This window comes from Reyranella sp. GW821-FHT14A01 (assembly GCF_058803965.1).
In genome coordinates this window covers 103,827-119,941 of the sequence record NZ_JBXAPM010000002.1, presented here as the reverse complement: position 1 = coordinate 119,941, position 16,115 = coordinate 103,827, and the positions used below count along the sequence as shown (strand labels likewise).

Here is a 16,115-nt window from a genome sequence, read left to right as displayed (position 1 = left end):
CGCGAAAGCCGTCAGGCTTTCACGATGAAGGGCTTGGCCGTGGTATCGTAGTCGGCATAGCCCAGGGTCGTGCGCAGGTCGGCGGGCGACAGGGCACTCTTGCTCTCCGCCTCGCCGGCCTTGAGCGCGGCCAGTCCCGCCTTCATGCCGGCGGCGGCCGGCGACAGCATGCCGGTCGGATAGGTGCCGATCTTGAAGCCGAGCTTGAGGGCTTCCGTCTGCGAGGGCGTGGCGCGCGGCGCGCCCGGCGACAGCACCGCGAAGGACGGCCGGCCCTTGGCGGCGGCTACGCCGCGCTTGATCTCCTCGTCGTCGGCGGGCGAGTCGAGGAACAGGATGTCGGCACCTTCCTCGACATACATCTCGATGCGCGCGACGGCCTCGTCGATGCCCTGGGTCGGGCGGCAGTCGGTGCGCGCCAGCACCAGGATGCCCGACTCCTTGGCCGCCTGGACGGCGGCGCGGACCTTCATGCGCGCTTCCTCGCGCGGCAGGCAGGGCTTGCCGGCCGCGGTGAGCGCGCGCGGCGTGATCTTGTCCTCGATCAGCACCGCGGCGGCGCCGGCGCGGCCATAGGCGCGCACGGTACGCTGCACGTTCATCGCATTGCCGTAACCGTGATCGCCATCGGCCAGCACCAGCAGGTCGGGCGCGGCGCTGTGCACCATGTTGAAGGAGTCGAACATCTCGCCGAACGAAACGAGATCCAGATCGGGCCCGCCCAGGCGGCTCGCCGCGACGCACGAGCCCGAGAGGAAGGCCGTCTTGAAGCCCTCGCCGTAGGTGAGCTTCGCAGTGAGCCCGTCCCACACCGCCGGCATGACGACGAGGCCGGGTTCGGCCAGCAGGGCGCGCAGACGTTGGGGGGCAGTGGTCACTTCAGGTCTCCTCCGGGTGATTTGGCGGGCCGGACGATAGCAGAGATGCCGGCGCAGTCGACACGGCGACGGCATCGGGTCTAGGTTCTCTCGCACTGCAATCGAACTGGAGAGACCAAGAACGAACACACGACGTCACTGGGAGGACAACATGAAGATCCCGAACGGGTGTCTCGCGTTGATTTGCGTAGTGGCCGGAGTGATTGCACCGACAGGCGCCGGATGGGCGCAAAAATACGGCGGCGTGCTGAAGATCCAGCACATGGATACGCCGCCCAGTGCCTCGATCCACGAGGAAGCGACCGTCTCGGTCGCCGTGCCTTTCATGGCGCTCTACAACAACCTGGTGATCTTCGACCAGCACGTGGCGAAGAACAGCCTCGATTCCGTCGTGCCGGAACTCGCGACCGGCTGGACGCTGAAGAACGACGGCCGCGCCCTCACCTTCAAGCTCCGCGACGGCGTCAAATGGCACGACGGCAAGCCGTTCACCGCCGAGGACGTGAGCTGCACCTTCGATCTGCTGCTCAGCCCCGACAAGCTCCGGCGCAACCCGCGCCAGGCCTGGTACGGCAACGTCGAGAAGGTCACCGTCGACGGCCCGCTCGAGGTCACGCTCCACCTGAAGCAGCCGCAACCGTCGCTTCTGGCCCTGCTCGCCTCGGGCTACTCGCCGATCTATCCCTGTCACGTGTCCGCCGCCGACATGCGACGCAAGCCCGTGGGAACGGGGCCCTTCAAGCTGGCCGAGTTCAAGATGAACGAGGGCATCAAGCTGGTGAAGAACCCCGACTACTGGAAGAAGGGACGTCCCTATCTCGACGGCATCGAGTACACGATCATCGCCGATCGCTCGACCCGCATGCTGTCCTTCATCGCCGGCAGGTTCGACATGACCTTCCCGAGCGACGTGTCGGTGCCGCTGCTCAAGAACATCAGGCGCGAGGCCCCTCACGCGAAGTGCACGATGCGCGAGACCGGCGTCAGCACCAACCTGATGGTCAATCGCGAGGTCCAGCCCTTCGACGATGCACGGATACGCCGCGCCATGGCGCTGACCCTGGATCGCAAGTCGTTCGTCAAGATCCTCGACGAAGGCGAAGGCCAGATGGGCGGCGCCATGCTGCCGCCGACCGACGGAGTCTGGGGCCTGCCGGCCGACAAGCTCGAGGGGATCATCGGCTACGGCGATGTCGAGAAGGCCCGCGCGGAGGGCCGTGAGCTGATGAAGCAGGCGGGCTACGGGCCGGACAAACGGCTGAAGATCAAGGTCAGCACGCGCAACATCGCCACCTTCAAGGATCCGGCGGTGATCCTGATCGACCAGCTCAAGCACATCTGGATCGACAGCGAACTCGAGATCATCGACACGACGATCTACTACAACAGGGTCTTCAAGAAGGACTACGTGGTGGCGCTGAACCTCAGCGGCAGCGCCGTCGACGATCCCGACGTCACCTTCTTCGAGGGCTATGCCTGCGGCAGCCTCCGGAACTACGACAACTACTGCAATCCGGAGATGACCAGGCTGTTCGAGGAGCAGTCGCGCGAGACCGACCGCAAGAAGCGGCAGGAACTCGTCTGGGAGATCGACCGGCGGCTGCAGGAGGACATCGCCCGCCCGATCATACGCCACAACCGCGCGGCAGGCTGCTGGCAGCCGCACGTCAGGGGCGTCATCATGCAGCTCAACAGCATCTACAATGGCTGGCGTTTCGAGGACGCGTGGATCGATCGGTAGAGCGGGATGAGTTCAGGTCGAGCGCTGCCCGGCGCTCGACCTTCATCCATCGGCCCATGATTTAAAGGTCCTTCGCTGCGCTCAGGATGACATCTTTTTCTGCATCGACGCACTGCGCCAATCCAAACAAAATTGTCATCCTGAGCGCAGCGAAGGACCTTTGTCTTTCGTCAACCTCCAGCTTTCAACAACAACTTGCCGGCGACTCCGCGGCCTTCGAGGCGGCGGTGCATGTCCGCCGCTTCCGCAAGCGGGAACACGCCCTCGATCGGCACCTTGAGCCAGCCCTCGGCGAGGCCCGCCATTACTTCGGCGACGCCCTGCTGCCATTCGGCCGACGTCTGGTCGATATGGCCGAGATGCAGGCGCGTGAAAGTCTGCGAGCGCGGCAGGATGCGCTCGCGGATGTTCTTGAAGGGCTGCCCCTCGGCTTCGCCGATGCTGACGATGTGGCCCAGCATCCTCACGACGCCGAAGGTACGGTCGAGCATCGTGGCACCGTAGGAATCGATGGCGAGATCGACGCCTTTGCCGTCGGTGAAGTCGAGCACCGCCCGCTCGAAATCCTCCTGCGAGGTCACCACGACCCGTGATGCACCGTAGGCCAGCGCCTTCGCCTCCTTGCCCGGCGTGCCGGTCGTTCCGATGACGCGGGCGCCGGCATGGACGGCGAGCTGGGTGCACATGAGGCCGACGCCGCCGCCGATCGCGTTCACCAGCACGGTATCGCCGGGCCCGACGCCGCCGTAGATCGTCCACATCATGTGCCAGGCGGTCAGCGCCTGGATGGGAAAGGCCGCACCGACATCGAGACCGACCGCATCGGGCAGCTTGATGAGGCCCTTGGCCGAGGCGACGCATTTCTCGGCATAGGCGCCGCCCTTCTCCGGAAAGGTCGCGACACGATCGCCTACCGCGACGCCCGTCACACCCTCTCCCAGCGCGACGACCGTTCCGGAGACCTCGAAGCCCAGTACCATCGGATAGGTCATGGGATGCGGATAGATGCCCATGCGGACCTGCGTGTCGGCCCAGTTGCAGCCGGCATAGGCGACGTCGATCAGCACCTCGCCCGCGCCCGGCACCGGATCGGGCAGGTCGGCGAGGACGAGCTGCTCAGGCCCACCGGTGGCGTGAATGACGACGGCCTTCATCGAATCCTCCCGTGACGTTTGCAGCGGGAGCCTTGCAGCTTCGGTGCCAGACCGCTCAGCCTTTGTCGGACCCCAATATCTCGCGCAGGCGCGCCATCGCCGCACGGCCGATCGCCAGCGGATGCTCCATGCCGTCGAGCACGAGACGGCCGGTCGAGCGCGTCGGCGCCTCGAGGCTGCGCAGCCGGTCGCGATTGATCATCACCGATCGGCCCAGCCGCATGAAAGGCGGTGCCGGCAGCAGCGCTTCGAAATGCGCCAGGGTGCGCAGGATCATCACCGCCGGCTGCCCCGCCACGAAGACACGCGTGAAGTCGCCATCGGCGGAGATCGCCACGATCTCCGCCGGCGCGACGAACAGGGTCCGCCGCGGCGTCCTGAGTTCGATCACACCCGGACCGGGCGGCAGTGCCGAAAGCGCGAGCTGTCGAGCGGCCCGCTTCAGCGCCGCCTCGAGCCGCGCCGGCTCGACCGGCTTCAGGAGGTAATCCACGGCATTCACCGCGAAGGCCTCGACCGCATGTTCGGCAAAGGCCGTGACAAAGACCACGATGGGCTGCCGTTCCAGCCGGTCGATCAGGTCGAACCCGTCACCGCCGCCGCCCAGCTCAATGTCGAGGAGGAGAAGGTCGGGCTGCAGGCGCGCCACCTCGGCGCGGGCGGTCTCGGCGCTGTCGGCCTCGCCGACGATCTCGACGTCATGGGCGGCGAGCAACCGCCGCAGCGCGCTGCGGGCCAGCGGCTCGTCGTCGACGATCAGGACCCGCACGGCTCGCCCCGCAGTTCGAGGGTCGCGATCACCCGTCTGTCCTCGGAGCGCTCGCCCACCTCGCATAGCTCGAAAACGTGACGCCCGGGATAATGCAGCGCGAGCCGTCGCCGCACATTCTCCACCCCGATGCCGGGGCGTTGGTGACGTGTGGCGGCGCCGGACGGGGCGAGCGTGCCGGCGTTCGAGACGTCGATATGGAGTGCATCGCCCGCCGCCTGGATGTCGATGCGCAGATCGAGGCCATGCTCGCGTCTTCCATGCTTGACGGCATTCTCCACCAGCGGCTGGAGGAGGAAGCTCGCGATGCGATGCCGTTTCGCTTCGGCCGCCACGTCGAGTTGGGTCTGCAAGCGATCGCCGAACCGCGCCTTCTGGACCGCGAGATAGGCCGCGAGTCCCGCCACCTCACCCTCGACTGTAACCACGGTGTGATTGATGCCGTCGAGTGAATGCCGAAGATAGGCCGTGAGATTGCGCAGCATATCCAGCGCCGCCGCGGGATGTTCGGGGATTTCCTCGGCAACCCCGTTCAGGGCGTTGAACAGGAAATGCGGATCGAGCTGCAGGCGCAGCTGCTCGAGTTCCGCCCGCAAGGCATCGGCCTGGGCGCGCATGGTCCGGCGACGCTGCGTCTGCTTCGCCATCTCCGCGCGCAGCCAGAAATAGGCGAGGCTCCATCCCACGAGGGCAAAGAAGTAATGCACGAATGGGAGGAAAAACTCTTCGACGCCGCGGCGGCCGGGCGGCACGATCCAGGGCAGAGCCTCATGGACCAGGACGATCGTGCTTGCGATGACCAAGGCGCCCAGCAGAGAGAGCAGGCCGATCAAGGCCACGCCGCCGACCGATACCCAATTGGCGAAGGGCCGCGAGAGATAGATGCCGCGCATGGAAGTCGAGATCGCCACCAGGCAGACCAGGAAGAGCCCCGTGCGCGCAAAGGCGACGGTGAAGCTGTGAAAGGCGACGAGTTGGGCCACCACGTCGGCGATCGCGAAGAGCCCCCAGCCCGCGATCTGGATCCGCCAGAACAAAGACAGACTCTTCCACCGGGCAAGCAGCAGTGCGGACAAGGTCGGGAAGCTCCGGGCGGGACGTCTGAATTCCCACGGAAGATTGGGCATTTGGCGAGGTCAGGCAAGCGTCGCTTGTCCGGCCAACCCTGCCCTGTTCGTCGAGTTTCCTGCCGCGTTCATCGAGTAGGCCGGGAACTGCCGATGTAGCGCCCCAATGCCGATGGCATCTGGTCACGCACGCAACTGAGCGGAGAGAAGCGATGGCAACGGTCAAGTACACGGTCGGGGACAACTGGGGCGCGGGCTTCATCGGCAACATGGTGGTCGACGCCGGTGCGGCCGCTGTCCACGGCTGGACGATCGAGTTCGATGCCGGGTTCGCCATCACCAACATCTGGGGCGCCGAGATCGTGAGCCGTGTCGGCACCCACTATGTCCTCCGCAACGCCTCCTACAACGGCGACATCGCGGCCGGCGGCAATATCACCTTCGGCTTCCAGGCCGCGACCGGCGCGACGGGCGGCACGACGGCGACAGGCCTGGCGCTGAACGGCGAAGGCGGGGAGCCGGCGCCGGTCCTGCCGACGATCTCGGTCGCCGACGCGTCGGTCGTCGAGGGCAACAGCGGCACCAAGCAGATGGTCTTCACCGTCAGCCTCTCGCAGGCCGCGACCGGACCGGTCACCGTCAACTATGCGACCGCCAACGGCACCGCGACGGCCGGCCAGGATTACATTGCCAAGTCCGGCACGATCACCTTTGCCGCCGGCGAGACGCAGAAGACGATCAGCGTCACGGTCAACGGCGACAAGGTCGCCGAGCTGAACGAGACGCTGTCGCTGAACCTCTCGGCGCCGACCGGCGCCACCATTGCCGACGGCGCGGCGACCGGCACGATCACCACCGACGACATCATCGTCCCGACCATCACGATCGCCGATGCTTCGGTGAAGGAGGGCGACAGCGGCACGCGCGATCTCGCCTTCACCGTCACGCTCTCGGAAGCCACCAGCGGCCCGGTCACGGTGACCTATGCCACGGCGAACGGCTCGGCCAAGGCTGGCGAGGACTATGTTGCCCAGACCGGCACCATCACCTTCGCTGCCGGCGAGACCTCGAAGGTCATCAACATCAAGGTGAACGGCGACACCGCGGTCGAGGCCGACCAGACCTTCAAGGTCAACCTGTCGGCGGCGACGGGCGGCAAGATCGCCGACAAGCAGGCCATCGGCACGATCGTGAACGACGATGCCCGCATTTCGGTCTCGGATGCCTCGGTGGTCGAGGGCGACAGCGGCACCAGCGCTCTCGCCTTCACCGTTACGCTGTCGGCGGCGACGTCGGGCCCCGTCACGGTCGCCTACAACACGGCCAACGGCAGCGCCAAGGCGGGGCAGGACTACATCGCCCAGAGCGGCGTGCTGACCTTTGCCGCCGGCGAGACGTCCAAGGTCGTCCATGTCCAGGTGAACGGCGACATGACGGTCGAAGCCAACGAGACGGTGAAGTTCATTCTGTCGTCGCCGGCCGGTGCGACGATCAACGACGGCGCGGCCCTCGGCACCATCGTCAACGACGACAGCACCCCGCTGCCCGCGCTGTCGGTCAATGACGCTTCGTCGGCCGAGGGGAGCGCCGCGGCGCCCGGGCACACCACGTTCACGGTGAGCCTGTCGTCCGCGGCCACCGGCCCGGTGACCGTGCATTTCGCGACAGCCGACGGCACGGCCATCGCCGGCAGCGACTATGTCGCCCAGTCCGGCACGCTCACCTTCGCCGCCGGCGAGACGCAGAAGACGATCCAGATCGCCACGATCGGCGACGCGGCTGCCGAGGCCAACGAAGGCTTCAGCCTCGTGCTGTCGAGCGCGACCGGCGCCACCATCGCCGACGCGACCGGCATCGGCACGATCGTCAATGACGACGGAGCGACGGCCCTGCCGTCGCTCGCCATTTCCGATGCTTCGGTGACCGAGGGCAACCCCGGCGGCGGCGCGGTGCCCGGCTGGCTCAGCACCTCGGGCAACCAGATCGTCGACTCGGCGGGCCACTCGGTGCAGATCGCCGGCGTCAACTGGTTCGGCTTCGAGAACAACGACCTGGCGCCGCACGGCCTGTGGACGCGCAACTACAAGGAGATGATGGACCAGATGGCGGATCTGGGCTTCAACACCATCCGCCTGCCCTTCTCGAACGACACGCTCCACAGCACGGGCACGCCCAACATCAACTACGCGGCGAACCCGGACCTGCGCGATCTCTCGGCGATGCAGGTCATGGACAAGATTGTGGCCTATGCCGAAGAGATCGGGCTGAAGATCATCCTCGACCACCATCGCAACAACTCGGGCGCCGGCGCATCCGAGAACGGCCTCTGGTACGACAGCCAGCACAGCGAAACCGACTGGATCAACGACTGGAAGATGCTGGCGGAGCGCTACGCCGACAATCCGGCGGTGATCGGCGCGGACCTGCACAACGAGCCGTACAACGGCACCTGGGGCGGCGGCGGACCGAACGACTGGGCGGCTGCAGCCGAGCGCGCGGGCAATGCGATCGGCGAGGTCAATCCCAACATGCTGATCTTCGTCGAGGGTGTCGCCAACTACCAGGGCCAGAGCTACTGGTGGGGCGGCAACCTGATGGGCGTGCGCGACCGGCCGATCGAGCTCGATATCGACAACAAGCTCGTCTACTCGGCGCACGACTATCCCAACTCGGTCTATGCCCAACCGTGGTTCCAGGGCGCCAACTTCGCGGAGAACCTGCCCGAGAAGTTCGATCAGATGTGGGGCTATATCTACAAGGAAAACATCGCCCCGGTTTACATCGGCGAGTTCGGCACCAGGCTCCAGGATCCCAAGGACGCGCCGTGGCTGGAGGCGATCACGTCCTACCTGTCGGGCGATCTCGACAATAACGGCACGCACGACCTGCCGGCCGGGCAGAAGGGCGTGAGCTGGACCTTCTGGTCGTGGAACCCCAACTCCAGCGATACCGGCGGCATCCTGGCCAACGACTGGCGGACGGTGAACCAGGACAAGATGGGCTACCTGACGCCCATCCAATATGAGTTCCACGAGGACGCTCCGGGCGATGGCGGCACGCCGAGCGGCCCGACGGCCAGCTTCGTGCTCACCCTTTCGGAGGCGGCGACGCACGAAGTCACGGTCGATTACCAGACCGTCTACGGCGAGGCCGGTGCGGCGGACTTCATCGCCAGCAACGGCCACGTCACCTTCGCGGCCGGCGAGCAGAGCAAGACGATCACGATCGAGATCTCGCCGGACAAGCTTGTCGAGGGCAACGAGCATTTCGGCGTCGTGCTAAGCAACGCGGTGGGCGCCACGATCTCGCGCGCCACCGGCACCGGCACCATCGTCGACGACGACACGGCACCGACGACGCCGACGGAGCCCACCGATCCGCCGCCGTCGAGCTCCGGCGACCTCGAAGCCATGTTCGCGATCGTCAATTCCTGGTCGGGCGGCTTCAACGGCAGCGTGACGCTCGAGAACGACGGTGCGAGCGCGGTCAACGGCTGGCAGGTCAGGATCGAGACGACCAACCAGATCACCGACATCTGGAACGCCGTCATCGTGTCGCACGATGCGAGCGGCTATGTCGTCGGCAACGCCTCGTACAACGGAACGATCGCCCATGACGGCGACACCAGCTTCGGTTTCGTGGCCTCGGGCGCACAGAATCCGGCGACCGTGCATATCGATTTGCTGCACGTCTGAGGGCGCGTCTCGCCCTGCAGTCCACGACACTTCGGGGACGCTTCCGGTCACCGCTCCCAGTGCCTAAAATCGGCGCTGGGAGGATTGTTTATGAAGTTCAGCTTCTCCAGCGAGCAGGAAGAGTTCAGGACCAGCCTGCGTCGCTTCCTGGCCGAGCGCTCGCCCACCAAGGAAGTGCGCCGCCTGATGGCGACCGAGACCGGGTTCGAGCCCGATGGCTGGCGCAAGCTCAATGCCGAGCTGGGCCTGACCGCCGTGCGCATTCCCGAGGCCTATGGCGGCCAGGGCTTCGGCTTCGGCGAGCTCGGCATCGTGCTGGAAGAGATGGGCCGGGCGCTGCTCTGCGCGCCTTTCTTCTCGACCGCCGTTCTTGCCACGGGTGCCATCCTGAATGCCGGCACCGAGGCCGAGAAGCAGGCGCTGCTGCCCGGCATTGCCGCCGGCGACACGGTCGCCACCCTCGCCTGGGTCGAGGATCCGGCGCACTGGGATGCCGCTGCCACGACCTTGACGGCCAAGCCGTCGGGCGCGGGCTACCTCCTCGACGGCTTCAAGAGCTATGTCCTCGACGGCCATACGGCCGATCTCATCGTCGTGCTCGCGCGGGCGCCCGGCAGCAAGGGCGAGGAGGGTCTCTCCCTCTTCACCGTGAAGGGCGATGCCCAAGGCAATGTCGGGGGCCTGTCCCGCAAGTTGCTCAAGACGATGGACGAGACGCGCAAGCTCGCCCGCCTCGACTTCAAGGGCGTCGAAGCGACCCTGCTCGGCACGGCCGGCGCTGCCGCCGCTCCCTTCGCCCGCACCATGGTCGAAGCCGCGATCTGCCTCGCCAACGAAATGGCCGGCGTCTCCGACCGGCTGCGCGAGGATGCGCTGGAATACGCCAAGATGCGCATGCAGTTCGGCCGCGCCATCGCATCCTTCCAGTCGATGAAGCACAAGCATGCCGACATGCTGGTCGACGTCGAGCTGGCCAAGTCCGCCGCCTACTACGCCGCCGCCGCGCTTGACGAAGGCGATGACGACATCGTCGCGGTGGCGTCGCTTGCCAAGGCCGCGGCCAGCGAGGCCGCACTTCAGACAGCCGTCCACGCCATCCAGATCCATGGCGGCATCGGCTTCACCTGGGACAACGACACCCATCTCTGGTTCAAGCGCGCCAAGAGCTCGGAGGTGCTGCTGGGCGATGCCCATCACCACCGCGAGCAGATGATGCAGCACTGGGCCGCCTGAGGAGCAGGAAGATGAGCGAACTCACCGAAGACTCCGTCCGCGCCGACGTGCGCGCCTGGCTCGAAGCCAACTGGAACCCCGAGCTCGGCCTCGTCGAATGGCGCAACAAGCTGGCCGATTCGGGCTGGGGCGTGCCGACCTGGCCCAAGGAATGGTACGGCCGCGACCTGCCGCAGGCCTTCCAGGCCGTGGTCGACGAGGAATTCCAGAAGGTCGGCGCGATCGGCGTCGCCAAGGCCGGCATCCGCACGCTCGCGGCGGCGACCATCCTGGCGCACGGCACCGACCTGCATAAGGAGAAGTTCCTGCGCCGCATCCTCACCGGCGAGGATACGTGGTGCCAGCTGTTCAGCGAGCCGGGCTCCGGCTCCGACGTGGCCGGCGCCGTCACGCGCGCCGAGATGAGCGGCAACAAGTGGGTCGTGAACGGCCAGAAGGTCTGGACGACCTCGGCCCATCACGCCCATTGGGGCTTGCTGCTGGCCCGCACGGATTGGGACCAGACCAAGCACAAGGGTCTCTCCTACTTCATCCTCGACATGCACCAGCCCGGCGTGAACGTGCAGCCGCTGAAGCAGATGAACGGACACGCCTCGTTCAACCAGGTGTTCATGACCGACGCCGTGGTCGAGCCGGAGTTCCTGGTCGCCAACGTGGGTGACGGCTGGGCCGTGACGACGACGACGCTGATGCACGAGCGCCGCGGCGCCGACGGGCTGCGCACCTGGGCGATGGGATCGGACCGCAAGGGCCGCGCCTACGACGAGGAGCGGGCCGAGATCGCGACCACGATGGAGCCCTACAAGTGGTATCCGCAGCGCGCCGGCCGGGTCGACCTGATCCTGTCGCGCGCCAAGGAGACGGGCCATCTCGACGATCCCGTGGTGCGGCAGGAGATCGCCAAGCTGCTGACCATGTCCAAGGCCGCCGAATGGACGGCGCGCCGTGCGCGGGCCGCTGCCCAGCAGGGCAAGCCGCAGGGTCCCGAAGGCTCGCTGGGCAAGCTGGTGTCGAGCCACGTCGCCCGCGCCGCCGCCCGCATCCACACCCAGCTCTCCGGCGCCGACGCCCTGCTGACCGGTGCCGACAGCCCGATGAACGGCACGATCGCGGAAATCCTGGTCTCGGTGCCGGCGACCTCGATCGCCGGCGGCACCGACGAGATCCAGCGCAACATCATCTCCGAGCGCGTCCTCAAGATGCCCAAGGAGCCGAGCATCGACACGACCAAGCCCTTCCGCGACGTGCCGCGCAACACGGTTCGATAGGTCTCCCGAAAGGGAGTAGATCGCGCACCTCCCCAGTCACCTGGGGAGGCTGTCGCCCGTAGATCAAAGGTCCCTCACTCCGTTCGGGATGACAATTTTGTTGGGATTTGCGCAGTGCGCCGATCCAACAAACGATGTCATCCCGAACGGAGTGAGGGACCTTTCTCTCTCTCTCTCTCTCTCTCTCTCTCTTCAGAACCCCAACCACCACAGCCTTTTGAGGCTGTCGGCCTCATCCGTGCGGGGTCTCGGCTTCGCCATGCCGATGCCGGTTCCGGCTGCTTGCTCAATGAGCTACACGTCTCAAATGCGTGCGCTTTGGCCTATTGAGCGAAAAGTTCTCGTGACTACGGCGACGGACTATCCGGCCTGTGCCGAGGCACTTCGCCAACAGATCGAGACTGCACAGGTCATCTCTTTTGAGAACACGGGCTCCGGCTTCTTCTCCCACCTGCAAGTGGCAATCAATACCCCTCTGCTGACCGAAAAGTCGCCGCTAGACGGGGCCCACGGAAATGTGCTCGGGATCGATTATGACATGGGCTTCCTCGTGTTCCTGGAGGACGGTCGCATCTCCATGATCGAGGGCTATACCTACGGCGACAAATCCACCGCTGACATCGACTTCTCCCAAGTGACTTTCGACATCCAGCCTTGGAGTGCCAGCCGAACGTGAGGCGAGTAGCCGCGTCTCTGAACGCGCTTGGCGGCGCGATAGCCCACCCGCTAGTGTCGGGCTCATGACATCCAGCCCGATCACGATCTTCCGCGCCCGCCGCATCCTCACCATGAACCCCGCCCGTCCCGAGGCCACGCATGTGGCCGTGCGTGATGGTCGCATCCTGGGCGCCGGGCCGCTGGAGGAACTGGCGGGCTGGGGCACCTACACGCTCGACGACACATTCGCCGACAAGGTGCTGATGCCGGGTTTCGTCGAAGGCCACAGCCACGCCGCCGAGGGCACGTTCTGGCGCTACACCTATCTCGGCCGCTTCGACCGCATGGATCCCGAAGGCAAGGTCTGGTCCGGCGCCGCCTCCATCGAAGATGTCGTGAGCCGCCTGCAGGAAGCCGAGCGCAAGCTCGCCTCGCCGACGGAAGCGCTGGCCGGCTGGGGCCTCGATCCGATCTATTACGGCGACCGCCGCGTCGCGCGCGCCGACTTCGACCGCGTGTCCACGACGCGGGCGATCGGCGTGATGCATGCCAGCGGCCACATCCTGAACGTGAACACGCGCGCGCTGGAACTGGCCGGCCTGCTGCGGCAGGGCGTCAACCATCCCGGCATTCCGCTCGGCGCCGACGGTCTGCCCACCGGCGAGTTGAAGGGCCCCGACGCGATGACGATCGTCGGCAACCACGTCGGCTTCGACCGTGAGGCGCTGGCCAATGACGAGGACGGCCTGAAGCGCTTCGCCAAGCTCTGCGTCCGCCAGGGCGTCACGACCGCGACCGATCTCGCCAACCTGCTGCCCGACGAAGCCGTGTCGATGATGGCGAGGGTCACGGGTGAAGCCAGCTTTCCCGTGCGCATCGTGTCGTTCCGCCGCTTCCAGGCGCTGACGCCCGAGCAGGTCGTCGACATCGCCGTGAAGCTCAAGGCCAAGTCGACCGACCGGCTGCGGCTGGGCGCCATCAAGCTCTTCGTCGACGGCTCGATCCAGGGCTTTTCCGCCCGCCTGCGCTTTCCCGGCTACTACAACGGCGCGCCGAACGGCCTGTGGTACACGCCGCCCGAAGCGATTGCCGGTCTCTACAAACTGGCCCTGCAGAAGGGCGTGCTGGTGCATAGCCACACCAACGGCGACCAGGCGACCGAGATGGCGCTGGATTGCCTGGAAGGCGCCCTGCTCGACCAGCCGGCGCGCGACCATCGCTTCACGCTGCAGCATTGCCAGCTGGCCGACGCGGCGCAGTTCCGGCGCATGGCGCGGCTCGGCATGTGTGCCAACCTGTTCCCCAACCATCACTTCTACTGGGGCGACCAGCACTACGAGACGACGGTCGGCCCGGAGCGCGCCATGCGCATGAACGCCTGTGCGACGGCGCTGGCCAGCGGCGTGCCGCTCGCCATCCACTCCGATGCCCCGGTGACGCCGCTCGGCCCGCTCTTCACGGCGTGGGGTGCCGTCAACCGCCGCACTGCCAGCGGTCGCACGCTCGGCACCAGCGAGGCCATCTCGGTGGCCGACGCGCTGCGCACGATCACCCTGGGCGCAGCTTGGACGCTGAAGCTCGACGGCGAGGTCGGCTCGATCGAATGCGGCAAGCGCGCCGACTTCGCGGTGCTGGAGGACGATCCACTGGAGATCGCGCCGGACAAGCTCAAGGACGTGCGCATCTGGGGCACGGTGCAGGGCGGCCGGCTCTTCCCCGCCAACGGAGCGTGACCGAGGCACGACCTGGCGGACGGCTGCCGGTCACCGTGATCGGCGGCTATCTCGGCACCGGCAAGACGACCCTGGTCAATCGCCTGCTGCGCGCCGCCGACGGAGAGCGGCTCGCCCTGCTGGTCAACGATTTCGGCACCACGCCGATCGACCGTGACCTCATCGTATCGTCGAACGGCGACACGCTGGAGATTTCCGGCGGCTGCATCTGCTGCAGCTACGGCTCGGATCTCATGGATACGCTGATGGCCCTGCCCGAGCAGCAGCCGGACATCGAACGCGTCGTCATTGAAACCAGCGGCGTCGCCCTGCCCGGCATGGTGGCCAGCGCCGTCACCCTGCTCCCGGCCTACCGCATCGACGGCATCGTGGTGATGGTTGATGTCGAGATGGTACGGACGATGGCCGACGATGCCTATCTCGGCGACACGATCACACGCCAGCTCGCGGCCGCGGACCTCGTCGTCGCCAATCGCTGCGATCTCGTCGACGACGCCTCGCTTCAGCAGACCCTCACGTGGCTGGCCACGCAAAGTCCTGCGGCGCGGATCCTGCCGGCGACACGGGCCGAGATCGCGCCCGACCTGCTGCTGGGTTTGCGCGACGGCGCGCTGCCTCGTCTGTCGGCAACACTCACCACGCTCGGCGCACCCGACGCGGCTTCGCTTTACGATTCGCTGGAGCTGGACGTCCCTGAAGACATCGACGCCGCCGAACTCGGCCGACGCCTGAGCGCACCTGGCATGGGCGTCCTGCGCGCAAAGGGCATCCTGAATGGGGTCGCACTGCACGTCGTCGGCCAGCGCTTCGAGATCGATGCTGCGCCGGCCGGTGCAAAGCCGGGCAAGCTGGTCGTCATCGGCCTGCGGGCACGTCTCGACCGCCGCGCCGTGGAGCAGGCGCTTCAGCCGAGCTTGTCGACGTCGTTGCGCAGCGCCTGACCGGCGCGGAAGCGCGCCAGGTTTTCGAGGAAGATGCCGAAGATCGCCTCGTTCTGGCCCAGCGTATGGCTGGCGGTGTGCGGCGAGACCAGCACGTTGGGCAGGTCCCAGAGCGGCGAGGCCGGATCGAGCGGCTCGCGCTCGAACACGTCGAGATAGGCGCCGGCCAGCTTGCCGCTCTGCAGCGCCGCGATGACATCCTTCTCCACCGCCACCTCGCCGCGCGCGACGTTCACGAAGTGCGCGCCGTCGGGCATCGCCGCGAAAGCCGCGGCGTTGGCGATGCCGCGCGTCACCGGCGAGGCCGGGCAGCACAGGATCAGCCAGTCGGCCTGGGGCAGCACCTCGTGCAACTGCTCGTAGGCGACGACCTTCTCGCAGGGTTCCACGGGTTCGGCCGTGCGGCGCACGCCGATCGGACGCATGCCCAGCATCTTGAGCAAGGAGGCGATGTTCTGACCGATCGGCCCCATGCCCACGATCACGGCGCACTGGCCGCCGAGATCGCGCGGCGAGCGTTCGGCCAGGCGGGGCTCCCAGGCATGACGGCGCTGCGCATCGGCCAGCAGCGGGAAACGCCGGTTGATTGCGATCACGGCGCCCAAGGTGCTGTGCGCCACGGTGATCGCCGTGGCACCCGACGCGGTCGTCACCTTGACGCCGCGCGCCCGCAGCTCGCGATAGATCGGACGCTCCGCACCGGCCGGATGGATCTGCAGCCATTTGAGGTTCGGTGATTTTCGCACCACCGCGTCGAAGCCCTGCAGTTCGGGCGTCGGATTGCTCGGACTGGATTTGCCCGTGACCTCGCGGGTCATGAAGGCGATGTCGGCGGGGCTGGGACCCTCGGCGGCCAGCGCCGCCTCGGCGGTCAGGAGGGAAAGCGTGCCCGGAGGTACGGCGGCCGCGATGCGCTCGCCCCAGATACGCTGCGCGTGGGACGACAGCAGAAGAGTGATCATCGATCCAGATTAACGGA

The 16,115-nt window shown here is 66.7% G+C and carries 12 protein-coding genes; 7 read left to right on the top strand and 5 right to left on the bottom strand.

What is annotated here, in order from left to right; all coding sequences use genetic code 11:
* Nucleotides 1-11 precede the first annotated feature (11 nt).
* Nucleotides 12-878 (bottom strand): isocitrate lyase/PEP mutase family protein, encoded by an 867-nt coding sequence (locus AC1ROX_RS04340; protein WP_493122778.1) that lies wholly within the window; start codon nt 876-878, stop codon nt 12-14.
* A gap of 199 nt (nt 879-1,077) precedes the next feature.
* Between AC1ROX_RS04340 and AC1ROX_RS04335 the strand changes: the two genes are divergently transcribed.
* Entirely contained in the window at nt 1,078-2,619 is a 1,542-nt protein-coding gene (locus AC1ROX_RS04335) for an ABC transporter substrate-binding protein (RefSeq protein ID WP_493122776.1), read from the top strand.
* A 170-nt stretch (nt 2,620-2,789) separates the two neighbouring features.
* Here the strand turns inward: AC1ROX_RS04335 and AC1ROX_RS04330 are convergent, their stop codons facing one another.
* The 3 genes from AC1ROX_RS04330 to AC1ROX_RS04320 are packed head-to-tail and all read right to left on the bottom strand — an operon-like array spanning nt 2,790 to nt 5,618.
* Complete coding sequence (locus tag AC1ROX_RS04330) at nt 2,790-3,773, bottom strand: quinone oxidoreductase family protein (RefSeq protein WP_493122774.1); 984 nt, start codon at nt 3,771-3,773, stop codon at nt 2,790-2,792.
* 55 nt (nt 3,774-3,828) lie between these two features.
* Nucleotides 3,829-4,542: a LytR/AlgR family response regulator transcription factor gene (locus AC1ROX_RS04325; protein WP_493122772.1), complete on the bottom strand. Its 714-nt coding sequence runs from the start codon at nt 4,540-4,542 to the stop codon at nt 3,829-3,831.
* Entirely contained in the window at nt 4,530-5,618 is a 1,089-nt protein-coding gene (locus AC1ROX_RS04320) for a sensor histidine kinase (RefSeq protein WP_493122770.1), read from the bottom strand. The genes AC1ROX_RS04325 and AC1ROX_RS04320 overlap by 13 nt, the downstream gene beginning before the upstream one ends.
* 203 nt (nt 5,619-5,821) lie before the next feature.
* On the opposite strand from AC1ROX_RS04320, the gene AC1ROX_RS04315 reads away from it, so the two are divergent.
* The 6 genes from AC1ROX_RS04315 to AC1ROX_RS04290 all read left to right on the top strand — a co-directional run bounded on the left by AC1ROX_RS04315 (nt 5,822) and on the right by AC1ROX_RS04290 (nt 15,136).
* Entirely contained in the window at nt 5,822-9,304 is a 3,483-nt protein-coding gene (locus AC1ROX_RS04315; protein ID WP_493122768.1) for a Calx-beta domain-containing protein, read from the top strand.
* A 90-nt stretch (nt 9,305-9,394) separates the two neighbouring features.
* Nucleotides 9,395-10,537: an acyl-CoA dehydrogenase family protein gene (locus AC1ROX_RS04310; RefSeq protein WP_493122766.1), complete on the top strand. Its 1,143-nt coding sequence runs from the start codon at nt 9,395-9,397 to the stop codon at nt 10,535-10,537.
* Between the two features lie 11 nt (nt 10,538-10,548).
* Nucleotides 10,549-11,805 (top strand): acyl-CoA dehydrogenase family protein, encoded by a 1,257-nt coding sequence (locus tag AC1ROX_RS04305; RefSeq protein ID WP_493122764.1) that lies wholly within the window; start codon nt 10,549-10,551, stop codon nt 11,803-11,805.
* Between the two features lie 289 nt (nt 11,806-12,094).
* Nucleotides 12,095-12,481: a hypothetical protein gene (locus AC1ROX_RS04300; RefSeq protein ID WP_493122761.1), complete on the top strand. Its 387-nt coding sequence runs from the start codon at nt 12,095-12,097 to the stop codon at nt 12,479-12,481.
* A gap of 64 nt (nt 12,482-12,545) precedes the next feature.
* The gene (locus tag AC1ROX_RS04295) at nt 12,546-14,195 is read left to right on the top strand and encodes an amidohydrolase (protein WP_493122759.1); all 1,650 of its coding nucleotides are present in this window, start codon (nt 12,546-12,548) and stop codon (nt 14,193-14,195) included.
* The gene (locus AC1ROX_RS04290) at nt 14,192-15,136 is read left to right on the top strand and encodes a CobW family GTP-binding protein (protein WP_493122757.1); all 945 of its coding nucleotides are present in this window, start codon (nt 14,192-14,194) and stop codon (nt 15,134-15,136) included. Before AC1ROX_RS04295 ends, AC1ROX_RS04290 begins: the two co-directional genes overlap by 4 nt.
* Here the strand turns inward: AC1ROX_RS04290 and AC1ROX_RS04285 are convergent.
* The gene (locus AC1ROX_RS04285) at nt 15,100-16,098 is read right to left on the bottom strand and encodes a D-2-hydroxyacid dehydrogenase (RefSeq protein WP_493122755.1); all 999 of its coding nucleotides are present in this window, start codon (nt 16,096-16,098) and stop codon (nt 15,100-15,102) included. The genes AC1ROX_RS04290 and AC1ROX_RS04285 overlap by 37 nt on opposite strands.
* Between the last annotated feature and the right edge of the window lie 17 nt (nt 16,099-16,115).